We start from the raw sequence: 24,428 nt of genomic DNA on the forward strand, positions 1-24,428 counted from the left end.
TTATATGAGTATGCTTTTCTATGTCACGTTATGCTCATCTAATATACCGTATTTCTTTTTAAATCTTGTGAGGATCGTAATCCATGACGTGCTAAATAACAGAAGGAAAATAACATTCGATATCGCATGACTCAGATCAAAGTAAAAACTTGCGACATAGTAGGAAATAACTGTTTCCCACGTTGCTTCTTGTATAAAACCAAGAAGACCCCACAAATTCATAATCCAGCCAAATAGAAATCCAACGGCAAATCCATATATGAGTCGTCCCCATAGTTTTTTCATCAAAAATGTATTTCGGAGTAATCCTGCTATAAAACCGATCATGCCCCAAGAGAACATTTGCCACGGAGTCCACGGACCTTGTCCTAAAAAAATGTTAGATACAATAGCCGCCGTTGCCCCAATCATAAAGCCAGTTTCACTCCCAAAAACAATTGCAGAAACGATAATGACAAAAGAAGTCGGTTGTACACTCGGTAAAATAGAAAATGGTACCCGGCTAACCGCTGCAATCGCCGCTAACACAGCAACGATAACAATTTCACGTGAAACAAACGCCTTCCTTTCAAAACGGACATAGAAAGGTAACATAATGATAGCTAATAAAAACAAACTACTTACCATGTAATACCCGTCCATAATAAGAGTCGTAAAGAGTAGTGTACATATTACAACAGCAAAAATAAATATTATAAATGCGACATATCGTTTGGACACGCTTCGTACACATCCTCCCACGTTAATGCAAATGGCAACTCTCTACGGATGAATCGGTTAATAGATGTTGTATAAAAGAAGTTACCACTAAAGAACTCTTTCGGTGCATCATTCATAATGACTTTCCCGTCAAATAACATCATACATCGATCAACGTATTTCGCTGCAAACTCAATATCGTGCGTTGCCATTACAATTGTTGTACCTTCTGTTTGCAACTGTTTAAATAGCTCTCCGACTCTTTCCTTTTTCCATGGATCTAGTCCCTTTGTCGGCTCATCCAGTAATAATAAAGTTGGCTTTGATAATAACGTTGTACATAATGCGAGTAATTGTTGCTCTCCGCCGCTACAATCATGTGGATGGCGCTCTTTAAGTGAATCTAACCAGAACTTTTTCAACATTTCTTCTGCTATTACTTTTCCCTCTTCGCCATATAATTCACGCGCACGCTCATAAACCTCTTCCCATACTGTATCAAATGTAAAATGATAGTACGGATGTTGCGATACGTACCCTATACTTTTAAATCGTTCTTTCGAATCAATTTTATGTATCACTTTTCCATTCCACTTTACCTTACCTCTTCTAGCTTTTTGCAATCCTGCTAAAATCGTTAACAGTGTAGACTTCCCAGTTCCGTTTTTCCCAACTAGAGCTGTCCATTTTCCCTTTTCGATGTACACTGTTAAACCTCGTAAAATAAGTGGACTATTTTTTTCATATTGAAAAGATATATGTTCTGCACTTAAAATTACTTCTTGCTTTTCACATTGTTCTACTTGCCCATTCCTATATGATATCGCTGAAAAATCATTCATTTTCATTTGCGCTTCTCGCACTGTAAATGGAATCTCTTTCACATTCCACTCTAAAAACAATCTTGGAATTTGCGGAATGAATGGACGGAACTTTTCTACTTCCCACATGTTCGCTATAACCGTTTTAGGGCTACCATCATAAACGATTCGGTCCTTATCCATACAAACGACACGAGTCGCTAGCGACATCACCTCATCTAAACGATGTTCACTTAAAATAATCGTAATTCCAAGTTCTTCATTAATACGCTTTAACAATCCTAAAAACTCTTTCGCTGCAATCGGATCTAGCTGCGCTGTCGGTTCATCCAGTAATAGTAGCTTCGGCTGCATAACTAATACCGCTGCTAAATTTACTAGTTGTTTTTGACCACCAGATAAAGTATGAACAGATTGATGTAACAAATCTTGAAATCCTAAAAAACTAATGAGTTCCGCTATTCTTTGTTGAATAATATGTGATGGTAGCCCGATATTTTCTAAAGAGAATGCTAATTCTTGAATAACTGTATCCATTACGAGCTGATTTTCTGGATTTTGAAATACCATACCAATTTCTTGTGCAGATAATAAATCAGGTACTTCTTCTAATAAAGCACCATCATAATATGTATGTCCAGAACGCGTGCCAATTGGAAGTAACTCCTTTTTGAAATGCTTTAATAAAGTTGTCTTCCCAGAACCTGAACCACCAGCAAGTACTATAAATTCTCCTTTTTGAACAGAAAGAGAAATATGCTGTAACGCTTCTTCATTTTCATCAGCATATATAAATGATAAATTCTTTATTTCTGCATGCGCCACCATATCCATTCCCTTCCTTCCATTACAATAGGTAAACTAATAAACATCATAAATAGGAAAAACATCATTCCATCGTATTGCTGGAACAGTATTGATTCCACTTTCGGATAAATGATTAACTTTCCTCCGCCGTAATAACTAAATATGAATGAGGCTATAAGTAGAATACTTAAATAACTTAGCGTGTACCAATCGCGTCTTTCCATTCTATATCGAATATAAGTCGTACGCTTCGTTACACCAAATCCGCGAGCTTGCATAGAATCTGCTGTTTGTAGTGCATCTTCTAACGAACAAACTAATAACACTTGCAGTAACTTCATCCCATTTCTTATACGCTCAATGAGTGAACCTGAATCTAATTGTACACCTTTCGTTTTTTGGACGAGTGTAATTTTCTTTAACCGCCTAATAAACAAAGGAACAAATCGCACTGTAATCATCGTTAACAATGCAACTTTCGGTGAAATTCTTGAAAACAAATATAAAAATTTATGACTCGAAATAATATCGTTATAAGAAGCAAACGTAAACATAATCGTAACTAATAATAGCCCCATAACAAGCCCAAACATAACTGCCTCAAGCTTAATCCGGCTATCTCCTAACCAAAATAACGTAGTCGCCCCTCTATGTGTTAATAAAGAATTAAATAAAATTACCATTAGAAAGAATACGATAGTACTAGGCAGCATGTTTCTTATTTTCTCGCCATTTCCTTGCACTATATTTAAGATTACTATTAGTACAATCGCTCCAATTAAAAAAAGAGGATGAAGACACATCATACATAGTATCATCACCCCAATATAATAGAAAAAATTCACAAAAGGATGTAAAGAAGAAAAGCTTATTTTCATAGTCCTTTACCGAAGGTCCTTTCTTATTTTAATACATACACCCATTCAATTATATCTCCTGGTTTTACTGTAACTACACCAGCACTACGATTCGGAAATGCACCGTTCACACGGTATTTCCAACCACTTGTATCACTTATATCTTTTTCGTATAAATCATTAATCCCTTTTACGTAAACATCACCTTTAGATCCACTTGCATCAACATCTAATCCTGTACTATTTAGTACACTATATACAGTAGCACCTTCTTGTACATCAACCTTTTTCGCACCTAATAAGTATCCTTCATGTCCTTTTACCGAGATAGTGACTTGTTTCGCTTGCGGTTTCGGTACTGGTACTGGATCTGGTTTTGGTGGTTCAGGAGTTGGTACTGCCGGAGTCGGTATCGTTTTCTCCTCTTTATTCGGATCTTCCTTTTGCTCCTGCTTCGGTGTTTCTTTCGGCTGATTAACAACCTTCGCTTCTTCTTTTACTTCTGGTGCTTTCTGCTGCTGAGGTTTCTCTTCTTGTACTTTTTGTTGTTCCGGTTGTTTATTTGCAGCAGGCTGTTCCTTTGGTTTCTCTTCCTTCTTTACTTCAGGTTGTTCCTGCACCTTTTCTTCTTTTTGTTTCTCTTCTACTTTTTGTTCTTGTTTATCTTTCTGCTCTTCTTGTGGTTTCTGTTCCGGTTTAGCTTGTGTCTCTTCCGGTTTCGGTACATCTTTTTGTTCTTCCTGTTTCGCTACTTCTTTTTGCTCTTCTTGCTTCGGTTCTGCCTTCTTCTCAGGTTTTACAGCCGTTTCTTCACATCCAACTAATAATCCTAATGAAAGAATTAAAGAAATGAACCATTTCATCTTACTCATGCTGCCCCTCACCTTTCATAATAAAGTGAAACTTTAATGAGTGGAGATTTTGTTCATCTCCACTCATTATTAGCCCTCACCTTTTATAATAAAATTAGGAACAAATGATTGCTCCTAATTTTTGTTAAGCTGCTTTACGTCTCCATAATACATATGCAGAAGCGATACATAATACACCCATACCTACTTGTGGAGCTGCACTATGAGAAGATGCTCCTGTTTGTGGTAATTGATTCTTATTCTTATTTGTTTCTTTATTAACTCGTTCGTTATCTACAACAACTTTTAGATTTTCATCTTTTGGTTGTTTTTGTAACTCTTCTTGTTGTTTCGGTTGTTCTACAACTTCTTTTTCTTCTACAGTTGGCTCTGGTTCTACAATTGGTTTCGTATCGATTTCATTCTCTACTACATTTGACCAATCATAAATCGATTTTCCAAGCTCTTTAAACTGAAGTAAAGCTAAAAATGCTTGCTCTGTAGCCATTCCGCTACCCTTTTGATCACTTGGTAACCATTTGAACTCACCATTTGGAAGCTGATATGACATTAAATTTTGTACTGCTTTATTAAGACGATTGTGATCTACATCTTTAACTAACGATAGTCCAATAATTGCTTGTGCAGTACTATTAGAATTCTCTTGTCCATCAGCGGCAAAACCACCATTACCTAACTGCTGCTTGTATAAGTAATCCACAGCTTTTTGAATAGCTGGCTTAACGTCTTGTTGTTCTTGATAAGGAGCTAATGCTGCTAATACCATACTTGTTACATCAACGTTACTAGCACTTTCTTTATTACTTGAACTATCATATGTCCAGCCACCGTCTGTATGCTGCGCCTGTAAAAGTGCTTGTACTAAAGCAGCTCGATTCCATTTCGCTTCGGCCGGAACCTCATATTTCTTTGTATCTAATGCAAGTAATGTAAATGCGTATCCTGTAACGGAATTCACTTTATCTGATTCAAATAAATTTTGTACTAAATTTTGTCCCTCTACCTTTGTAGGATCTACATTCATTGCATTCATCATAATAATCGTTCTAGCTAAATCTGTTGCTGAAAAACGATTTAAACGCTTCTTAACTTTTTCAGCTACTGGCTTAACATAGTTTATTTTCGTTTCAAGTGGAACATTTACACCTGAACGAGCAAGTCCAATCGCAACCCAATCACTACCAATTCCATCTTGTAACATCTTTTCTGACGTTTTAGAAATCGCTTCGTTTAATTGTGCTGCTGGAATTTCGACTTTCTCTTGCTTTGGTTGTTCTGTTGTTTTATCTTCTAGTTTTGGTTCTTCTGTTTTACCATCTGGCTTTTCTGGTTTCGGTTCCTCTGGTTTACCATCTGGTTTTTCTGGTTTTGGTTCCTCTATTTTACCATCTGGTTTTTCTGGTTTCGGTTCCTCTGTCTTTGGCTCTTCTACAGTTTTACAAGTGCCAAATTTATCTAACGTTTGTTGCAATGTTTCTTGACTCATATTGCTCCAGTCTGCGACGTAACGAAATGCAACAACATCCCCAGACTCTAATTTATAACTATCCGCCCCAACTTCTGCAGATTTGTCATTTACATCATACAACCAACCGCTCGTTGCTCCGGCCATTAATCCATCGATGCCCTTTATATAAGTTCCAAATGACATACTTTCAGATGTTACTTTGTCACCCATGACTTTTTGTAGCAAACTAAAAGCTGTTTCTCCATCTTCAATGGAAACTTCTTTCGGACATAACATAATTCCTTTTTGTGATTCACCAATAATTGCAAGTTTCGCTGTCTTTCCTTCAGCAAACGTAATATGTACTGTATTCGAAAAAGAAACAAATACAAGTGCCACTGTCATTAATGATGTAAGCAGCCATTTCTTTAACATTGCCATCCCAAAATTCCCTCCCTTTACTAACATTCACACAAAAAAAGACCCTTTAAGGGTATGCGGTTGACACTCTCTTTTTGTAAGTGTCGAACAAAAATGTACAACACCTCCTACCCGCATTAACGAGCAGTAAGACCTCCACCTCAAATTCAGCGAAAGCAAAGAAGTTAGGTGGGGATCAACTGCCCGTAAATGTCCGATTGGTGAAGGCTAATAATCAGTGGGGATGAACAAAATCCCCACTGATTAAAGTTTCACTTTATCGTAAATACGATAAACCTATACATTCTGCAAATTTTGATTTTCTGTATTATTTTACTATTGACAAAGAATTTTGTCCATGCTTTATCGGATTTATTTTCTAAGAATAATAGCTTAATAGCCTTCCATTAATAGAAGTCATCCCTCACTATGTAAGCTTTTATCACTAACAATAATTCCATCTTCATCTACATAAACATATTCATTCGGCTTCCATTCAACTTCACCAAATTGCAATGAAATATTTCGCTCTCCTTTTCCTTCTTTTACACTTCTATTTGGCATCGTCCCCAATGCTAAAATACCGATATTAATATTTTTTAGCTCCATAGAATCACGAACATATCCATTTACAATAATTCCTGCTAAGTTTCTTTCTTCCGCAATAGCTGCTAAATTATCACCAAGTAACGCACAATTTTTAGAAGCTCCACCATCAACCACTAATACCGTTCCTTCTGGCAGTGTTTGTAACCCCTCTTTTACTAGTACATTATCATCCTTCACTTTTACTGTTGCGATTTTCCCATAGAATTGTTCTTTCTTTCCATAAGATTGAAAAGACTGGCGACATATTTGTAATTCTTGTTCAAATTCATCACATAGATCGGTAGTTTTCCACATCTCTTTCCCTCTTTTCCTTTTATATTACATATTCTTGGATTTTTTTCGTTTCCCTGTCTAATGTTGCAATAATTTGTATGTGCGGTGAAAGTCATATATAAATGAAGTAAAATAAAGCTTACCACTTGAAACTATTGCTTTAAGTAAAAAGCTTTATTATAATCTATTGCACTCCTATGAAAAACATTTATTCTAGCATAAACATAAGAAGGGATGGATCATAATGATCCATCCCTTCTGTCAAAGTATAATGTCACTAAAAATTCTTTGAAAATCTTAGTTCCAAATTTTATTTACCCATTCAGGATGATCAATAAAAGGATTACGATTATGTTGATATTTTGTAAAAATCACTTCATTACGCTTTCGCTCTAAATCATCGACAGGGTCTTGTTCATTCCATTTTAGTAAAACAGATAGTTTCCCCATGTATGGATCTTTGTTGTTATTCACCTTTTCATTTAGTTCTAAGTCTATTTCGCCGTTGTCTCCTTCGTAACGAACAGCCATGTAAAACAGCATTCTAGCGATATCTCCTTTTACACTATCACGAGGTTCCCAAGAATCACTATCATATTTACATTCTGTTGCTTCCGAATGATTCATACCACCATTATCAAAATCCAGATTTCCACGTGAACTATTTACAGATACATCTGTCGCTCTTAAATGATGCAGATCTGTTCCTGGTCCTGCAGCCGTTCCAAAATCACCGTGTGATTTCGCCCAAACATGCTCTCGGTTCCAGTTATCAACTCCTGAACCATTCGTAAATTTCTCTTGCGAACGCCCAGTATATAAGAGCAACACATTATTTTTATTATTTGGATCTTCATCAGTATCTCTTAGCGCTTCCCAAACCGCACTGTATGATATCTTTGTATGATTATCAATAACATTATGAAGTTCCTTCTTTAATTCTAAACCCGTTTTTCCTATAGCGTTATTATAATATGTATCGTCATAGTTTTTTACAGTAATCTCTTGTGCTGAAAACGTATCTACTTGTGGAGATGCAGAAACTACTTCACCATGTATGATATCTGTGAATGATAGAGATGCAGAACCTAAAATAAAAAATGAAGATAGTGTAACCATAGCAAGTTTTGTGTTTCGGAACTTCATATACCCATTTCCCCTTTAAAATATAATTTGAATTGATTAATCAAAAAAGCCTATGTACATAGTTTCTTTTTCATACTGTTCTCCTAAATTTTAGTTTCTTCAATTACATAAACAATTTTTATTTTCACAAAGAATATTCTTCTCTAGTAAAGACTATTAAAATATTCTCTTACAGTAAAAAGTAGTTTAATGATAACTTATAAACTTCAATTTTTTTATGCAATTATACATATTTATTGAATAGTTCATAAAAAAAATTTACATAAAAAAGCTCATTTCTTATCTTTTCAAATAAGAAACAAGCTTTTCTTTTCCAACTACTAATCCTAATATAGGTCTATCTGTCTCGAAAACTTTTGGAGTTACTTGATGTTTATGTTGAGAATAGAACTACCTTTATTTACTTATTTATTTGGCATCGAATCTATATACTTTTTAACTACTTCATATACATATTCTTGATTTGCCGCTGCTGTATTCGGGTTGTATTTTCCGCCGTTTGTTTTATTGTTAGATAATACTCGAATTCCTAAGAATGGTACATCATAAGCTTTTGCGATTTGCGCTGCTGCAGCGCCTTCCATTTCTTCTACAGATGTACCGTATTTTGTATGGAACCACTTAATTCGATCAACTTCATTATTCCAAACGTCTGCTGAACCTATAGTACCTTCTACCACTTTACCTTTTGTATACTTGTCTTTTACTGCATTAGCTGCTGCAAGTAAATCCTTATCTCCCTCGTAGTATCGGATTTTCTCAGCATTTGGATCTTCTCCTGCACTTCCTTCAGAAGCCATCAGGTCCATAGATATCCATTTTGCCGGCTCAATCCCCTGGTTCTCATTCATATTTGTTGTTTTTAGTGAACCTATATTCGCGACTTTTTTTCCTAAAACAATATCAAATACGTTTAAATTAGGATCATGTCCACCTGATGTTCCTTGGTTAATAATCGCTATAGGCTTATATTTTTCAATAGCCACTGCTGTAGCGGCTGCTGTATTTTCCATTCCTTTACCTGTTTTCGCAACGATTACAGGATAATTGTCTACAGTTCCTTTATAAAATACAAAACTCCCAGACTTTTCTTCTTTCACATTTTTTAACCTTTTTGCAAATTTTTCAGCTTCTATTGGCATTGGGCCTTGAATTAAGATAGGATTTTGAGTACTTTTCGCCTCTGCTGCTTGTTTTGGACTAGCATTACATCCTGCAAGTATTGAGAATGATAATGCGATAGTAGTTGCTAGAGCACCATATTTTTTCAACAGGTTTTTCTTCATAAATAATCTCTCCTCTTTCTCTTGTTGTTTTCTATACTCGATGTTTTGGTCCAAAGAAAAAAGCTCTAGAAATTGTAGAAGAATCTCTACTTTCTAGAACTACGGTAGTCAAAGTTAATTAAGCACAAGGTAAAGCAAATGCAAAATTATAAATCGGTAGCGCTCATTACAGAAAACGACCGAATACTTTAACCCGTAGTCCAGTTCTTTCATTGGGAACTAGGTAGAAACGCTCGGACCATATTACCGAGTATATACGAGTGATGTTTTTTAAAATTATTATATGGATAATATAACAAACTATTAGTGAATATACAACAAAAATATGAACGTTTTTCATTAAACTTTAAATAAAGTTCGTTTTTAAAGGGTTGTTTAATAAAAAAAACCATTTTAAAATGAATATCATTAAGAAAAAAACAAAAAACATATACTAAACTATATTAGCTCACAACAACCGTTAGGAAACATCCGTCCAAAATAAAAAGAAGCTCCAATAAGCTTATATTTAGGTCATAGATTTTATAGGGGTATCTCCTCATACCCATCAACTTAAGAAATACGCTCTTCCCAAAAACGCAAAAAATGAGCTGAATTCTCATAAATAACTGTAGAAATATAAAATTTTCGTTTTGAGGATATATTAAAAACTTAGGTTGATGGGCATGGACGGTACACCTATTATGAATAATAGGTATGAAACATTTCAAAAAATAATAAAAAGAGCTGATTCAAAGTTTAGTTTAAATCCGCTCTTTTTTAGTACTTTTATGCCGATATATCTTGTTTTTCTCACGGTGCAAATTGTTTTTCACTACGGTTTGCCATAAATATAAAACATAAAGATAGGTGCTGAACAAATGCAAATGATCAGAGTAGATTTAACAAAAATATTTTATGAAGCAAGCGAAGATAAATTTTTATCAGGAGTAAGACCTGTCTGGTAAGTGTAGCGTTTATAAAAGAGACTCGCCGTACATGGGACGAGCCCTTAAAATACAATCCTGCTAGGAATTTTCGCGCTATATTCTCTTTTATTTATGGTAATTGATTCACAATATTTTCTAAAAATTTGTCTACCTTTTCTTTTGATGTATCCGGTGTATGATAACCAATCGTAAATGTAAGTCTTCCATTATAAGAGCTTGCACCCATTGAAAAGAATGGCGCATACATAATGGGTGCTGTCATATACCCACCCTCAGCTTGAACTTCACCAAACTGAATAGGTTCATCAGCGATCACCCCGAAATTTGTCAGTAATGGCAACGCCATCCCCATCTGTAAAGCCTGTTCGTATTGCTGATTATACATTTCCTTCACCACAGATAGCTTCATACCTGCCAGTAGCTCCATTCCTGCTGCTGAAGAAAGACCTGGATTTTGAGACTTTATTTTATCCATTGATTGTTTAATTCGAACGAGAGTCTGATTAAATGATTCATCATCCTCCATTTTAATCACTGGCATTTCCATGCCAGATAAGTTGCAAATAGCACCAGTTGTATAATTAGGCAGATATCGACGTAAATCAATTGTTAAACCGATCATTTTTTCTGCGGTGCGAGGTTCTGCATACACAGTGAAATGTGATAAAGCTCGGAAGTATGCAGTCATGATTACATCATTCAAGGTAGCCTGTTGTGCTTTTGTCCATCGGGTTAGACGTAGAGATTGCTCATGGCTCAACCTCCGTACGGACATTTGGGGGGATTTATTTTTGTTGGGTTGAGATGGAAAAGACCATAACGATGCCTGTTGTTCTTGGTTAGGACGATACGCACTTTTTATGTCCGATATTCCAGCATATTTGAATACATGTGATTGATCTCGAAAACCCTCATTTCCCTCACCAAACTCCTTTATAATTTGATTCTTAGATTGTCCCAAGGAAAGTTGAGTATAAATTGCTCCAAGCAAATTAATATATTCCTTGACCCCTGCACCATCTGAACATAGATGAGATAATTTCACAACTAACATGTCTGTTGTAGTGCCTCGTAATAATTTTGTTTGAACCATAGGCCCCTGAATACGATCACCAGGTTCCTTAATAAAATCTATTGCCATTATTTCAAGTTCTTGATCATTTCCTTCTGTAAAAAGGCAAATAGGTGAGTTAGTGGCAGATGAATGTTCCTCCCAGTAAGGAATATCATTTTCTACAAACCGGCTGTTCAAAACCGGCTGCAATTGTAACGTTATCCTTACTGATTGTTCAAGTATTTCCTTTGATATACCTACAGGAAAATAAAGAACTGCATTAATTTGTTGATCTGCAGCATAAAGACCTAATAAATAATTCATTCGATCTTGAGGTGTTACTGAAAACTTTCTTTGTTCCATAATTTCGTCCCCCTTTTAAGACTTTTTTTCGTATAACCTTATTCTCCATATGGTTGTAACTTTTCTAGTCACTTTTCTTCAAGAACAAATAATTCTTATTTTTTGTTTTTTTTACGGAAGCATCTTTTCCGTACTGGCCCCATTCTTTTCGCGGCTCTTTGCAGGTGATATACCCATTATTTCATTATTATTAATCCTTCCTATCTCTTTCTTTAAAATCAAACGAATGTTGATTCTGTTTATATATATGCAAACATTTTATAATAGTGTTTGGAAAATATCAATAAAAAACAAATCTTTTTTATGTCTGTTAATAAAAAACAATAATATAATACGTTCAGGTGTTACTTCATACTAAAAGGTTGATGGGCATGGAGGACCACCAACCTTTTATCAAATTTCTTTAGATGTTTGTATTCATTATTATTAAACTGAATATTCAATCCTTATTTATTTCATTCATTCATTATGTAAATAAAAAAGGATAATCCGCCCTCATAATGGACTAACTATCCTATAAATTATTATCTGAATTTAATAAAACTAGAACTTCTTTCCCTATGTATATTTACTTCGTTACTTCTCCAAACTGCGCTCTCGTCACTTTCATCAAATCTTCAACTTTAAGCTCAATTTGCACGCCGATTTTCCCGCCGCTTACAATGATTGTTTCAAGTGATTGGGCACTTTCATCAATACATGTAGAAAATAATTTCTTCATCCCTACTGGTGAACAACCACCGCGAATATACCCTGAAACTTTTGTAATATCTTTAACCGGAATCATTTCTATCTTTTTTTCGCCGACTGCTTTTGCCGCCGCTTTTAAATTGAGTTCCTCATCTACCGGGATAATGAACACATGATAATCTTTACTATTCCCTTGAGCGACAAGTGTTTTATATACTTCTCTCACTTCTCTACCAATTTTCCCCGCAACTGATACGCCATCAATTTTCCCGTCGTTTGGATCATATGACATCATGGAATATTCAATTTTTTCTTTATCTAATATTCGCATCGCATTTGTTTTATCTTTTTTCATAATGTTCTCCTTAAAAGGTTATTTCATATCATTAAGTTTTCTTTTATTATACACTCTTTTCCATTTCTCCTACATCACTTCACGCTTTTTTCAAAACTGAAAACATTGATTTTTCAAAATTCATCTGATATAATTTGGAAAAACTTATGTTAAGGAGAGATTTGTAATGCGGAATTTTAATACTTCTTTCCAACTTCATCATCATACGTAACGCCGTGTATCCGAAGAAAAATTTTTCTTCGTGGGTACAGGGCTTTTCCTGTTGACCCACGAAGCGTTCATAAAGCTATGTGGGTATTTTTATACCCGCATAGCTTTTTTTAATTTAAAAGAGGAGTGATTCTAGTGGAAATGAAAAATGTAAAAGGAACAAAAGACTATTTACCAGAGGAGCAAGTGCTGCGGAATAAAATTAAAAGAGCATGTGAAGATACATTTGAACGATATGGATGCAAGCCTTTAGAAACACCAACGTTAAATATGAATGAACTTATGTCATACAAGTACGGCGGTGGTGATGAGATTTTAAAAGAAATATATAAACTTCAGGATCAAGGAAAACGCGAGCTTGCCTTACGTTACGATTTAACAATTCCATTCGCCAAAGTTGTCGCAATGAATCCAAATATTCGCCTCCCTTTTAAACGTTATGAAATTGGTAAAGTATTTCGAGATGGTCCGATTAAACAAGGAAGATTCCGCGAGTTCATTCAATGTGATGTTGATATAGTCGGTGTAGAGTCTGTCATGGCAGAAGCTGAACTCATGAGCATGGCATTTGACCTATTCCGAGCGTTAAACTTAAAAGTAACGATTCAATATAATAATCGAAAATTATTAAATGGTATTCTCGAGTCTATTAACATCCCTACCGAATTAACGAGTGACGTAATTTTATCATTGGATAAAATCGAAAAGATTGGGATTGATGGTGTACGAAAAGATGTATTGGAGCGTGGAATTTCTGTAGAAATGGCCGATACAATATGTAATACCGTTGTATCTTGCCTAAAACTTACTATTGCCGACTTTAAAGAAACTTTCAATAATCCACTTGTTGACGATGGAGTAAACGAATTGCAACAATTACAGCAATACTTACTCGCTCTCGGAATAAATGAAAATACGATATTCAATCCGTTTTTAGCAAGAGGACTCACAATGTATACAGGCACTGTGTATGAAATCTTTCTAAAAGATGGCACGATTACATCTAGTATCGGTAGCGGTGGTCGTTACGATAATATTATCGGAGCCTTCCGTGGTGATAATATGAGCTATCCAACTGTAGGGATTTCATTCGGTTTAGATGTCATTTATGCAGCTCTATCACAGAAATCAACAACATCATCTACAGCGGATCTTTTTATCATTCCACTCGGGACAGAATTACAATGTTTACAAATCGCCCAGCAATTGCGCTCTACTACTTCCTTAAAAGTCGAACTTGAACTAGCAGGACGCAAATTAAAACGTGCCCTGAACTATGCAAATAAAGAAAATATCCCATACGTACTTATAATTGGTGAAGAGGAACTATCTACAGAAACAGTTGTGCTGCGAAATATGAAAGAAGGTAGTGAAGTAAAGGTTCCCCTTTCTTCTTTACGTAATTATTTATAATACGAACCACCCTCATTTGGGTGGTTTTTCTAGTGCATAAATAAAGAGTCATTCAGTTTACATAATATAATTATCGATTGCTATAAATATGATTTTCAACCATATACAAAAAAAGAGGGCAGATATGCATCTCCCTCTTTTGTCTAACTATTATTATTCTTGTTCTTGCTCGTCCATAATCTTCTCAAACGCAGCAGATACTTTTTCAAATTCCTCGTCATTCTCTATGTATGAGAATTCATTATCTTCTTCTACTTTTAAAAAGAAGATATCAATGTCTTCCTCGGTTTCTGTTTGAATGTCTTCTACAAAGGCAACCGCAATGTATTCTGCTCCTTCGACATCCATCGCTCCAAGCACTTCAACTTCCTGTTCTTCATTATTCTCATCGGTAAGACTAAAAATTTCGCCTACTTCAATTGCTTCCATATTCATTCTCCTCCTATCATACTCTAAAAAATAAAACGTTCAAATTGCACACTTACTAACATATCTTTCCATAAAAAAGTTGAATTCATACAGAAAGAACAACAAATTCTTGCTGATTCAGCAAAAGTATTCAACTATAAGGATATCATTTTTGAATAGGAATGAACATATTTTAAATGAGATAATTGGATTAATTAATTTAAAATCCTCCTTTTTCTTTTCGAAAGACCTCCATGTTCCATAATGATTCTTTCATATAGGCAGCTGGAATGCCACCTTTCAATCTGTAAGTAAATACTAAAATAGCACCTCCTATCCTGATTCCTTTCCGTACGTTTTTAGGATGAGAGATAAATCCTTCTATATAAACTAAAGAGACTTATGCAGCAATTCCAATACATCTTTCATAGCAAAAGGACCGTCTTTTTTTACATGCTCAGCGAATTCCGAAACGAGACGTAACGTTTTCACACTTTCGATTGGATGCTCTCCTGACGCACTTTCAGCAGAAAGCATAACAGCATTCGTTCCGTCCAATACAGCTTGAAATACATCAGTCACCTCAGCTCTTGTAGGAATAGAATGATCTACCATAGATTGAAGCATTTGTGTTGCCGTAATTACATATGTATTCGATCGATTGCACTCGCGAATCATCATTTTTTGTAACAGTGGAATAAATTGATATGGCAATTCCACACCTAAATCTCCCCTTGCGATCATAATGCCATCCGCTTCTTTGCATATGTCTTGAAAATTCTCGATTGCTTCCATCGTTTCTATTTTTGCAATTAAATTTGGGGAAGTTTCTTTATGTTCATGTATAAAACTTCGTATTTCCTTTATATGACTAGGTTTTCGAACGAAAGAACACGCAATAAAATCAACTTCCTCTTCTAGAAGAAATTGAATATCTTTTTTATCTTTCTCCGTAATAGCTGGCAAACTAACAATTGTACCTGGTAAGTTCACCCCTTTATGAGAGGAAATATTGCCACCTGTTTTTATCCTCGTTTCTATTTTGTCCGCACTTACCTTTTCAACAATTAATTCAACTTCTCCATCATTAATAAGAATTCTACTTCCAACTTTTACGTCATTCGCAATCCCCACATAATCAACACTTGCTTCTTCTTTATTCCCTTGAACTGGATTGGTATGTAAAGTAAATAACTCCCCTGCTTCAAGTGTAATTTGTTCCTCTTTCATTTCACCCAATCTTATTTTAGGACCTTGTACATCCCCTAGAATTTTAATAGAATCGTCTAACGATTTTACTAAACGAATGATATCTTTATGACTTTCATGCGTGCCATGTGATAAATTCAACCGAACAATTTTCATACCATTGTTTATTAACTGCGCTAATGTTTCTTTATTATTACTTGCTGGACCAATTGTACAAACTCGATCAATTGTCATTTTCCCACCATCCTTTTTTAAATGTTTCCCATAAAATAAAGAGAAGATTCTTTTTATAGGAAAGACCGTGCAACTAAGGGCACACAGAGGTTTATATGAGGAGAAGCGATTGCTGAGTAAGTAGCTTAAATTTAACTTTTTGACTCCATAGTTATTGTTAGTTTCGTTGCAATAGGGTACTACTAATAATAAATCTTGTTTACATACGAACGCTAGATTCGGATATCGAAAACAACCAATGGAGGAACCACAATGACTACTCTTCGTAAAAAAATAATGGGACTAACTTTAGCGGGAACGGTAGTGCTATGGTCATTAGCAACAGGAAGCATGATGAACGGTAACGAGGTAAAAGCTGAGGTAAAAAAAGTAGGAAAGCAACCTAAAAATGTAATTTTTATGGTTATAGATGGGACAAGCTCTTCTGCTACAACATTAGCCCGGTGGTACAAAGGTTCATCTCTTGCACTAGATCAAATTGTATCCGGAGGTGTTCGTACGTATTCAGCAGAATCAGCTATTACGGACTCTGCACCGGCAGCCACAGCTTTAGCGACCGGAAATAAATCTAATTCAGGCTACGTGGGCGTATTACCTTCTGTTGTGAATTCACCTGGCTTAGAACCAGTGAAAGAAGAATGTAAGTTTCGTCCAGTTGCCAACGTCTTAGAAGGCGCAAAACGTTCCGGCCGCGCGACAGGAATCATTGCTACATCAGAAATTCAGCATGCTACTCCGGCTAGTTTCTCTGCCCACCATGCTAACCGCAAGAATTTTGAAGTGCTTGGTGAACAGCAAGTTTATCAAAATATAGAAGTTGTATTAGGTGGTGGAAAGGCAGCACTTCAGCCTACAACAAGCAATGGAATTCGTAAAGACAACGAAGATTTAGTAAAAGTGATTCAAGGCAAAGGGTACGACTTTGTCGAAACAAAAGATGCGTTACTAAACTCCAAATCAAATAAAATCTGGGGTTCTTTCTCTAATACTGCCCTTGCGTTCGATATGGATCGTGAAGCAGACCAGCCTAAACAGCCAACTCTTTCCCAGATGACGAGAAAAGCAATTCAAACATTATCAAAAGATAAAGATGGTTTCTTCTTATTCGTAGAAGGCAGTAAGGCAGATTGGGCAGCACATGCAAATGACCCTATCGGGATGATTAGCGATGTATTGGCGTTTGATGATGCGGTTACAGAAGCATTAACATTTGCGAAGAAAGATGGTAACACTATGGTCATTGCTTTAGCGGATCATGGTAATAGCGGTATTTCCATCGGTAACAGCAATACCACAAAAGGATATGATACTACACCAGTATCAGCTTACATTGACCCACTGAAAAAAGCGAAAATGACACTTGAAGGTGCTACAAGTAAACTAAAAGATGATTTATCTAATATAAAAGAAGTAGCTGCTCTTTACGGTTTAGACAACCTAACTGATGATGAAAGAAAAAAATTAAAAGCTGCACATAAGAAAACTGATGTAGGTCCAATCCTTACTAAATTATTGGCCAACCGGGCGAACATCGGTTTTACAACTGGTGGTCATACAGGTGAAGATGTATTCTTATACTCTTACGGTCCTCAAAAGCCATACGGTTTAGTCCAAAATACAGACATTGCGAAAATAATGGCCAAAGCAATGGGCTTTCAATTAGGAGAAATCACTAAGAAATTATTCTTAGATGCTGAAACAGCCTTTAAACAAATTGGTGCAACTGTAACGATTGACAAAAAAGATGCACGAAACCCGGTGCTTGTAGTAAAACGCGATAATACGGAGGCCAAATTGTTTGTTAATAAAAACATTATCTGTATCGGTGGAAAAGATCATGAATTAGGAAGCATCGTTGTAGAAAGCAATGGGAAATTCTATGTACCTGAAAAAGCAATTCAACTATTCACTAAGTATTCTCGCTAAAAAAGATTGCCTCTTAGTATACAGGCAATCTTTTTTTGAGTAAAAGGATTATTTTGTTTAAATCTTCCTTAAATCGCACTCCTATTCGTTAATCTCAAAGTAACTTCCTGTATAATACAATTAAGTAATTAATAGGAGTGTTATTCATGCCAGATATATTAAGACTCGTTATCTTTATTGTTGTTGTAATTGGTGCAATCATTAACTTATACCTAGAGTTTAAAAAACCTAAAAAAAGTATATTCTCAATAATTTTTCTATCGATACTCCTTATTGGGGCCTCAGGTTTAATTAAAGATATTTTATCTCGACTTTTATAGACGAATGAATAAAACCCGATATTCCGTCAATAATGTAGACAACATTATATTTTCTCCATTCCCCCTTGGAGATGAGCAGTTAGCTTTTGCTAGCTGCTCTTTTTACGGATTCACTACATAAACTTCTGCTGCATATGATTTTCCTGTTAAATAATTATCGATGGAAAAGTAATCGTTTCGAGGTACATTCAAAATCAATTCATTTATACGATTAATTATGCAAGAATCATGATGTGTGATTTCTCCTAACTCCTTGTACTGCCCTGCTCCTTGTTTCCATTTCACAATTACAACATCACTCTTTTACAACTGATCAAATTGTTCTTGCGTTTCAAGTTTTACAAAATTCATATACATTCCCCTTTGTATTAAAATGAAATTCCCGTTAAAAACAATGAACTTTAAAAACTACTAAATTGTAAATATAAATACAAGGGAGCGTTTTATATGACTTCCTATCAAAGAATATCTTTAATAGTTATCACTCTTTTTTATCATTGTGATGTTCCTTTCAAATGAAGTCTTTATTTCTTAACACCCAACGAGAATGTACAACAAACTAAAAAGGCCTACTCGCACGAGTAGGCTTTTGAAACTATGAAAGCTTCGTTAATAATTGATTTAAATCTTTTTTCGTTTTCGTCGTTAATGACTTCATTTTATTAACATCTATCTTTTCTTTCTCCGCTCCTACAATTAACGGATACATACTTTGCCCGATAGTTTTAAATTCAGTCGGGTGTGATGCCTCTAAATCTTTCTCAATTACATCCCACTTCTCATTAATTTGTTTTCCAAGTTTATTAACTGTTTCTAATTTAGGGCTTGCAGCTAATTGCTTATCTAAGCTTTCAATTAATGTAACGACTTCTTTTACATTTGTTTTCACAGCTACGCTTTTCTTCGGATCTTTCGTTGTTTTTCCGTTGTTGTTTGCACTTGTACTTTGATCTGTTGTCTTTCCGTTATTGTTTGTACTTGTGCTTTGATCTGTTGTTTTCCCGCTAGTAGTTTGATCATTCGTTTTTCCTGTCGTTTCTTTTTCTTTTGTTGTTTTGCCGTTACTTTCTGTTCCTGATGATTCCTTTGTATTTTTTGCATCCTTATCTGTTTTTTCATTCGAAGAAGTATTTGTGTCTTTTTCAGTATCTTTCGTTGTTTTTGACGCTTCATCTGCACTCGTCGTTTTTGATTGCTCTTCATTTTGCGCTGTTGCTGGATCCTTCTTCGCTTCATCTTTATCTGTGAAGGTACTACAAGCTGCCATTGAAAGCATTGTACCAATTGCTACTGATGCGATAGCGACCTTTTTCATTTTCATAAAAATCCCCCTATGTTTATATAATTTATCCTCCTCTTTACGATTCTATTTTCTCTTAAAAAATCCCTTTTCACACGAATCACCATCTTTCCGACAGTAATCTTCATAATAATACGTACAAAAAACGATAAATTTATTTTAATATTCGAGTTTCTTCTACCTCATTTTTCTTCTCTGTAGCAAAAGAAAAAGAGTATATTGTCACATGAAGATTTACAATCTACAAATGACAACATACTCTCCTATCAATTTTTTATCTTTCTTGACATTTTATTTACACAAAAAATAAAATAATTCCTAATTTTTTTATTTCTCAACACTTGTTAACATAATATTTTTATGAAAAACCACCGTTCGAATGAATGACTTGCCCAGTAACCCACTTCGCCTCTTCACTTACTAAAAAAGCGATTAAACGGGCAGCATCCACCGGTTTTCCAACTCTACCTTGCGGGAATTTCCATACTAAATGATGCTGTAATTCCTCTGTAATCCATCCTGTATTCGTTGGTCCTGGATCAACAGCATTGACTGTAATCCCCTTCTCCATAGCTACTGGTGCAACTGACTTTGTAAATGCTTCTATTGCTCCCTTTGTTGCTACGTATGCCAGTTCATCTGGCATTGGCGCTAGTGACTGCCCAGAAGTAAGATTGATAATACTTCCACTCGTTTTAAGTGAAAAATGTTTCATAAATAATGAACTTAATAGCATAGGAGCACGAACATTGACCGTATAATGTTTATCTAACTGCTCTACATCTAACTCTTCAATTTTCGTATGCGTAGAATACGCCGCATTATTAATAAGAATAGATGGCTCACCTAAACGTTCTGATACCATATACAATACACGATTAGGCGAATAAGACTGCGATAGGTTGATTTCTGCCATTTCACATCGAACGCCGTAACTTTCAATTTCCTTTTTCAACAAAAAGGGTTCTTGATCATTCATTCCCCACGGCATTGCTTTATCATACCGAGGCCAGTACGTGAAAAAGACGTCTATCCCCTTTTGAGCAAGCACCTTGCATACAGCTGCACCAATTCCATTCAGACGAGTTGCCCCTGTTACAATTGCTATTTTCTTCACCTTTTCTCCTCCATCTATAGATAGATCCTCTGCACGAATACAGAGGATCTACCTTCTTATTGAATATTTGACAATATACGCTCTGCACCTAATTTTAAAATTCTAATTAAAATTAAATTGGCAATGGTAAACAGTATAAATAAAATAATAAACATAACCCACAGTCCTACCTGAAGGACAAAGTATAATACACTTACTCCCGCTACAATAATTAAAGCTATTAAAATATTAGCTAAAAAATTCCATAAAGTTGTGTATCGACTCTTAAATAATTTCTGTTCTGTATCCCAATGTATATCTGCAGTTTGTGCATCCCAGCGCGTACCGATTAAATTAATTAACAATAACCCGTTCGCACTTAGCAAGAACCAAAGTATCATAAAGACTGGGGAAACTTTTGCTACAACTGCCATCGTAATACCGAATACTGCTAAAATGACCACATTAATTAACCAAGCAGTTATTGCTTTCGCAAAAAAGATATCCGAAGCCTTTACTGGTAAATAACGATTCACAAACCAAGAGCTTCCATCTCGTGAGAATGACGTTGTTGCAATAACGTTACTCCCCATTAAAAATAAGGATGCACAAAGGCCAACACCAATTGCGAAACCTGCAGATTCTGGATTATCAATATATTCCGTAATCCATTTTAAATTTCCATCTTGTACAAATAAAACAAAGAACAGCATAATTGGCATAACGAAAGTTTGCACAATACAATTTAAGAAAAATTGTGGCGTGCGGAATAACGTTTTAAATTCTTTTTTCACATATGCTTTTAAATGTGAACTTTGTACCGTTGATTTCTGTAAACCTTCTGCTGAAATTACCTCTTTCTTTGCTGTACTCGTTGAAAGACCAATAACCCCTTTTAAATATGTACGCTCTGCAATGTAATAAAATATCCCGAAACATACGATTGAAATAAGGATAAAAATAATTACATATAAAAGACCTTTCCACGATGTGTTTTCTACTAATCCCATCGCTCCAAAATATGTAGTCGGAAAATAATTTGTCATTTGAACGAAAAGAGAGGATTGATTATTTACAAGGTAGTCCGCAGCTGTGTCTCCAGAAAACGCACTTTTATTTCTCCACTGCATAAATACATTAATCCCTACGATAAACAGTATACTTACGATTCCGATAAATATATTTCCCCGGTCTTTATTTTTCGCTATATTCGTGTACCTCATAATAATTGTCATAATCAATGAAGCTAAAACTAACGGAAGGATCGGGAAGAATAAGTAAATGACAATCATATATAGGTAGTATGTAATAAACGCACCACTCTTTAAACCGTAAGTAATAAAGATAGGCCATAAAATAAACGAACTCATTACGTATTGTGTAATTAATACTGTAAAAAACTTCGCTGAAATAATTTGGGATGGTTTTAATGGTAATGGCAACAACATTTCAATGTCATTACTATAATAAAATACCGTCAAAATGTTCGTTATACTCATTAAAAATACCCATATACTCGCAATCGCTAGTCCCATTGCAATAATAATTCCTGGCTCCTGACCTATTTGTTTCATACCTTCATATATTCCATGCGTCATCGAACCAAATATTAAAAACCCAACAAATAAAATCGCTGCAAAGGAGAATAAATATGCCCATCGTTTCTTTTTATCAGTTATAAAATCTGCATAATTTAATTTCAATAATACCTTCGTTAACGTCCAAATTTTACTCATTACCCGTCATCTCCAAGAACATTTTTTCAAGTGATTCATTGGATTTAAAATGATCTCTCATTTCATTTAAATTTCCTTTAAACTGCAAATTCCCCTTATTAATAATAGCGACGCGGTCACATATTTTTTCCGCCACTTCTAATACGTGTGTAGAGAAAAATACAATCTTCCCTTTATCTGCATGTTCTCTCATCATTTCTTTCAAAATATATGCAGATTTCGGATCAAGCCCTGTTAACGGTTCATCTAAAATCCATACATCCGGCTCATGTATAAGCACACCAATAATAACAATCTTTTGCCTCATACCGTGTGAATAACTTTGAATTTGATCAGATAAAGCATTATAAAGATCAAACTTCTTCGCTAAAGACTCTATTCGTTCTTGCCTTACTTCCTTCGGCACTTCGTACATATCAGCCATAAAGTTTAAATATTCAATTCCTTTTAATCGTAAAAACATATCCGGGCTATCTGGAACATAGCCAAATGTTTTCTTCGCTTCCATCGGGTTTTTCATAATATCTTTACCATTGATTGTAATGGTCCCTTTGTCCACCCCATGAATACCAGTAATCATCTTAATTGTCGTTGATTTACCTGCACCATTCGGTCCTAAAAATCCGAATATTTCTCCGCTAGGTACAGATAAACTTAAATCTTTTACTGCGTAGTTAGATCCATTATAACTTTTTGACACATTCACAATTTCAATCATTACATCCAATCCTTTCCTTAATTACCAGTTAACTATATTGATATTATAGCATACTTATATTTTCAGATTTTTACATTTTTCAGTTTTTTAACCTTTAAAATAAATATAAACTCCTAATCCAACGATTAAAACAACGGCTAGTATAATATAAATCATCGTAAGTCGTTTAATATTTCCTTTTGTCGCTTTACTATAATTCGCATCACCATTTCGCCCAATTAACACCGTTCCAATTACAGTAATCACTACAAGTAATATAACGATCATTATCCCAGTTAACATTTCTTCCTCCCCCTCCTTACAACCATTTTACGATATTTCCCTTTTTATTTTACAGAATATTTAACCTTTTTTACTATTATTATGAAATAAACCGCAAAACTATTATTACTATGAATTTCCATATGTGATATATTTATAACATATAGTGATTTATTTCTAACATCGAAAGGAGAATCTATCGTGAAAACAACTTGGATAAAATATTTAGGATTTCTCGGTTTCTTTGGGTTTCTCGGATTTTTTTACGAAAAAGGATTGTTTACTATGTTCTGTTTCTTCTCCTTTTTCACGACATATAGAAAAGTTCATCACGATGAGCTTTTTGAACAAATCGTCAATAAATCATGCCGCAATGCCTTTATCATTACATTACTAACAACAACTATCATTATGTTTATTGAAATGTTATTTCCGAATCCAGTTTTACAAGAGATTGATATCGCTCTTATTTTCAGCACACTCATTCTTACATTCGGATTCTCTATCTTCTTTTACGATAAACCTGTGGATGAAATGGAAGATGCACCATGGCGTTCGTAACGAAGATAAAAGAATACCGCGCCAAAGTGCATATGACGCAGGAAGATTTAGCGAAAAAGGTTGGTGTACGTCGTGAAACGATTAGCCATCTTGAAAAAGGAAAATATAATCCTTCCTTACAGCTTGCTCATGATATAGCGAGAGCACTTCATAGTACGATTGATGAGGTTTTTATTTTTGAGGATTAATAAAGGGATACTCAAAAAACTCTAACCAACAACTGTTAAATATTTTATTATTGATGTTTTTGGACTTTTATTACTATATGGTTGCATACACATTATTCTTAATATACTCTAGTGAACAGCATGATTAATAAATCTTTTAGAGAATACCTTATGCTTTCTCTTTGTATGAATGCTGACAAGCAGATAAAAAAGGAGGCTAATCAAAATCAGCCTCCCTCCT

General features: G+C 35.0%; 22 protein-coding genes and 1 riboswitch. Of the genes, 4 read left to right on the top strand and 18 right to left on the bottom strand.

The genetic code is table 11. The annotated features are described in order from the left end of the window. Positions 1-18 precede the first annotated feature (18 nt). From MHI07_RS15190 to ybaK, 10 genes are all read right to left on the bottom strand, one after another. Positions 19-720, bottom strand: coding sequence for an ECF transporter S component (locus tag MHI07_RS15190; RefSeq protein ID WP_340824827.1), 702 nt, complete (start codon positions 718-720; stop codon positions 19-21). Then, the gene (locus MHI07_RS15195; protein ID WP_340824829.1) at positions 693-2,354 is read right to left on the bottom strand and encodes an ABC transporter ATP-binding protein; all 1,662 of its coding nucleotides are present in this window, start codon (positions 2,352-2,354) and stop codon (positions 693-695) included. The genes MHI07_RS15190 and MHI07_RS15195 overlap by 28 nt, the downstream gene beginning before the upstream one ends. Next, positions 2,327-3,205: an energy-coupling factor transporter transmembrane component T gene (locus tag MHI07_RS15200; protein WP_340824831.1), complete on the bottom strand. Its 879-nt coding sequence runs from the start codon at positions 3,203-3,205 to the stop codon at positions 2,327-2,329. Before MHI07_RS15200 ends, MHI07_RS15195 begins: the two co-directional genes overlap by 28 nt. Positions 3,206-3,228: 23 nt before the next feature. Next, positions 3,229-4,056 carry a DUF4430 domain-containing protein gene (locus MHI07_RS15205; protein ID WP_340824833.1) on the bottom strand — a complete coding sequence of 276 codons (828 nt, stop codon included), beginning with the start codon at positions 4,054-4,056 and terminating at the stop codon, positions 3,229-3,231. A 124-nt stretch (positions 4,057-4,180) separates the two neighbouring features. Continuing rightward, positions 4,181-5,944 carry a DUF4430 domain-containing protein gene (locus MHI07_RS15210; RefSeq protein ID WP_340824835.1) on the bottom strand — a complete coding sequence of 588 codons (1,764 nt, stop codon included), beginning with the start codon at positions 5,942-5,944 and terminating at the stop codon, positions 4,181-4,183. Between the two features lie 396 nt (positions 5,945-6,340). After that, positions 6,341-6,826, bottom strand: a complete 486-nt coding sequence (gene rraA, locus MHI07_RS15215; protein ID WP_070139707.1) for a ribonuclease E activity regulator RraA — start codon at positions 6,824-6,826, stop codon at positions 6,341-6,343. 276 nt (positions 6,827-7,102) lie between these two features. Next, a complete protein-coding gene (locus MHI07_RS15220) occupies positions 7,103-7,951 on the bottom strand; it encodes an endonuclease I family protein (RefSeq protein ID WP_078174484.1) in 849 nt (282 codons plus the stop codon). Positions 7,952-8,355: 404 nt separating this feature from the next. Continuing rightward, a complete protein-coding gene (locus MHI07_RS15225; protein ID WP_215579065.1) occupies positions 8,356-9,237 on the bottom strand; it encodes a 5'-methylthioadenosine/S-adenosylhomocysteine nucleosidase in 882 nt (293 codons plus the stop codon). 176 nt (positions 9,238-9,413) lie between these two features. Beyond that, positions 9,414-9,517, bottom strand: a riboswitch (purine riboswitch). Between the two features lie 758 nt (positions 9,518-10,275). Continuing rightward, on the bottom strand, positions 10,276-11,583 hold the full coding sequence (locus MHI07_RS15230; protein ID WP_340824841.1) for a condensation domain-containing protein: 1,308 nt from the start codon (positions 11,581-11,583) through the stop codon (positions 10,276-10,278). Positions 11,584-12,151: 568 nt separating this feature from the next. Beyond that, positions 12,152-12,628 (bottom strand): Cys-tRNA(Pro) deacylase, encoded by a 477-nt coding sequence (gene ybaK / locus MHI07_RS15235; protein ID WP_340824843.1) that lies wholly within the window; start codon positions 12,626-12,628, stop codon positions 12,152-12,154. 345 nt (positions 12,629-12,973) lie between these two features. Here ybaK and MHI07_RS15240 point away from each other — a divergent pair, with 345 nt between their 5' ends. Then, positions 12,974-14,251, top strand: a complete 1,278-nt coding sequence (locus tag MHI07_RS15240; RefSeq protein WP_340824846.1) for a histidine--tRNA ligase — start codon at positions 12,974-12,976, stop codon at positions 14,249-14,251. 153 nt (positions 14,252-14,404) lie between these two features. Here MHI07_RS15240 and MHI07_RS15245 read toward each other — a convergent pair whose 3' ends face one another. Together MHI07_RS15245 and MHI07_RS15250 are read right to left on the bottom strand one after the other, a co-directional pair. Beyond that, the gene (locus tag MHI07_RS15245) at positions 14,405-14,686 is read right to left on the bottom strand and encodes a DUF1292 domain-containing protein (RefSeq protein ID WP_002013967.1); all 282 of its coding nucleotides are present in this window, start codon (positions 14,684-14,686) and stop codon (positions 14,405-14,407) included. A gap of 363 nt (positions 14,687-15,049) precedes the next feature. After that, complete coding sequence (locus MHI07_RS15250) at positions 15,050-16,102, bottom strand: pyruvate kinase (RefSeq protein ID WP_340824848.1); 1,053 nt, start codon at positions 16,100-16,102, stop codon at positions 15,050-15,052. Positions 16,103-16,354: 252 nt separating this feature from the next. On the opposite strand from MHI07_RS15250, the gene MHI07_RS15255 reads away from it, so the two are divergent. Further along, on the top strand, positions 16,355-18,028 hold the full coding sequence (locus MHI07_RS15255; protein WP_340824851.1) for an alkaline phosphatase: 1,674 nt from the start codon (positions 16,355-16,357) through the stop codon (positions 18,026-18,028). A 422-nt stretch (positions 18,029-18,450) separates the two neighbouring features. Here the strand turns inward: MHI07_RS15255 and MHI07_RS15260 are convergent, their stop codons facing one another. The 6 genes from MHI07_RS15260 to MHI07_RS15285 all read right to left on the bottom strand — a co-directional run bounded on the left by MHI07_RS15260 (position 18,451) and on the right by MHI07_RS15285 (position 23,480). Next, the gene (locus MHI07_RS15260; RefSeq protein WP_229163523.1) at positions 18,451-18,633 is read right to left on the bottom strand and encodes a hypothetical protein; all 183 of its coding nucleotides are present in this window, start codon (positions 18,631-18,633) and stop codon (positions 18,451-18,453) included. Between the two features lie 310 nt (positions 18,634-18,943). Then, positions 18,944-19,669, bottom strand: a complete 726-nt coding sequence (locus MHI07_RS15265; RefSeq protein WP_002161089.1) for a hypothetical protein — start codon at positions 19,667-19,669, stop codon at positions 18,944-18,946. A 337-nt stretch (positions 19,670-20,006) separates the two neighbouring features. Continuing rightward, positions 20,007-20,765: an SDR family oxidoreductase gene (locus MHI07_RS15270; RefSeq protein ID WP_340824856.1), complete on the bottom strand. Its 759-nt coding sequence runs from the start codon at positions 20,763-20,765 to the stop codon at positions 20,007-20,009. A gap of 56 nt (positions 20,766-20,821) precedes the next feature. After that, the gene (locus MHI07_RS15275; RefSeq protein ID WP_088078943.1) at positions 20,822-22,480 is read right to left on the bottom strand and encodes a putative ABC transporter permease subunit; all 1,659 of its coding nucleotides are present in this window, start codon (positions 22,478-22,480) and stop codon (positions 20,822-20,824) included. Continuing rightward, positions 22,473-23,198, bottom strand: a complete 726-nt coding sequence (locus tag MHI07_RS15280; protein ID WP_002146599.1) for an ABC transporter ATP-binding protein — start codon at positions 23,196-23,198, stop codon at positions 22,473-22,475. The genes MHI07_RS15275 and MHI07_RS15280 overlap by 8 nt, the downstream gene beginning before the upstream one ends. Positions 23,199-23,285: 87 nt before the next feature. Continuing rightward, the gene (locus MHI07_RS15285; RefSeq protein WP_002142517.1) at positions 23,286-23,480 is read right to left on the bottom strand and encodes a hypothetical protein; all 195 of its coding nucleotides are present in this window, start codon (positions 23,478-23,480) and stop codon (positions 23,286-23,288) included. A gap of 180 nt (positions 23,481-23,660) precedes the next feature. On the opposite strand from MHI07_RS15285, the gene MHI07_RS15290 reads away from it, so the two are divergent. Together MHI07_RS15290 and MHI07_RS15295 are read left to right on the top strand one after the other, a co-directional pair. Then, on the top strand, positions 23,661-24,020 hold the full coding sequence (locus MHI07_RS15290) for a DUF3796 domain-containing protein (RefSeq protein WP_002161086.1): 360 nt from the start codon (positions 23,661-23,663) through the stop codon (positions 24,018-24,020). Then, a complete protein-coding gene (locus MHI07_RS15295; protein WP_002084410.1) occupies positions 24,008-24,208 on the top strand; it encodes a helix-turn-helix transcriptional regulator in 201 nt (66 codons plus the stop codon). Before MHI07_RS15290 ends, MHI07_RS15295 begins: the two co-directional genes overlap by 13 nt. The last annotated feature ends 220 nt before the right edge of the window (positions 24,209-24,428 follow it).

The organism is Bacillus sp. FSL H8-0545, assembly GCF_038006105.1.
Classification (GTDB): domain Bacteria; phylum Bacillota; class Bacilli; order Bacillales; family Bacillaceae_G; genus Bacillus_A; species Bacillus_A cereus_U.

Excerpts from the sequence above, each read along its gene's own strand:
- MHI07_RS15195 (WP_340824829.1), bottom strand. The coding sequence starts at position 2,354 with ATGGATATGGTGGCGCATGCAGAAATAAAGAATTTATCATTTATATAT.
- MHI07_RS15200 (WP_340824831.1), bottom strand. The coding sequence starts at position 3,205 with ATGAAAATAAGCTTTTCTTCTTTACATCCTTTTGTGAATTTTTTCTAT.
- MHI07_RS15205 (WP_340824833.1), bottom strand. The coding sequence starts at position 4,056 with ATGAGTAAGATGAAATGGTTCATTTCTTTAATTCTTTCATTAGGATTA.
- MHI07_RS15210 (WP_340824835.1), bottom strand. The coding sequence starts at position 5,944 with ATGGCAATGTTAAAGAAATGGCTGCTTACATCATTAATGACAGTGGCA.
- rraA (WP_070139707.1), bottom strand. The coding sequence starts at position 6,826 with ATGTGGAAAACTACCGATCTATGTGATGAATTTGAACAAGAATTACAA.
- MHI07_RS15220 (WP_078174484.1), bottom strand. The coding sequence starts at position 7,951 with ATGAAGTTCCGAAACACAAAACTTGCTATGGTTACACTATCTTCATTT.
- MHI07_RS15225 (WP_215579065.1), bottom strand. The coding sequence starts at position 9,237 with ATGAAGAAAAACCTGTTGAAAAAATATGGTGCTCTAGCAACTACTATC.
- MHI07_RS15230 (WP_340824841.1), bottom strand. The coding sequence starts at position 11,583 with ATGGAACAAAGAAAGTTTTCAGTAACACCTCAAGATCGAATGAATTAT.
- ybaK (WP_340824843.1), bottom strand. The coding sequence starts at position 12,628 with ATGAAAAAAGATAAAACAAATGCGATGCGAATATTAGATAAAGAAAAA.
- MHI07_RS15245 (WP_002013967.1), bottom strand. The coding sequence starts at position 14,686 with ATGAATATGGAAGCAATTGAAGTAGGCGAAATTTTTAGTCTTACCGAT.
- MHI07_RS15250 (WP_340824848.1), bottom strand. The coding sequence starts at position 16,102 with ATGACAATTGATCGAGTTTGTACAATTGGTCCAGCAAGTAATAATAAA.
- MHI07_RS15255 (WP_340824851.1), top strand. The coding sequence starts at position 16,355 with ATGACTACTCTTCGTAAAAAAATAATGGGACTAACTTTAGCGGGAACG.
- MHI07_RS15265 (WP_002161089.1), bottom strand. The coding sequence starts at position 19,669 with ATGAAAATGAAAAAGGTCGCTATCGCATCAGTAGCAATTGGTACAATG.
- MHI07_RS15275 (WP_088078943.1), bottom strand. The coding sequence starts at position 22,480 with ATGAGTAAAATTTGGACGTTAACGAAGGTATTATTGAAATTAAATTAT.
- MHI07_RS15280 (WP_002146599.1), bottom strand. The coding sequence starts at position 23,198 with ATGATTGAAATTGTGAATGTGTCAAAAAGTTATAATGGATCTAACTAC.
- MHI07_RS15285 (WP_002142517.1), bottom strand. The coding sequence starts at position 23,480 with ATGTTAACTGGGATAATGATCGTTATATTACTTGTAGTGATTACTGTA.
- MHI07_RS15295 (WP_002084410.1), top strand. The coding sequence starts at position 24,008 with ATGGCGTTCGTAACGAAGATAAAAGAATACCGCGCCAAAGTGCATATG.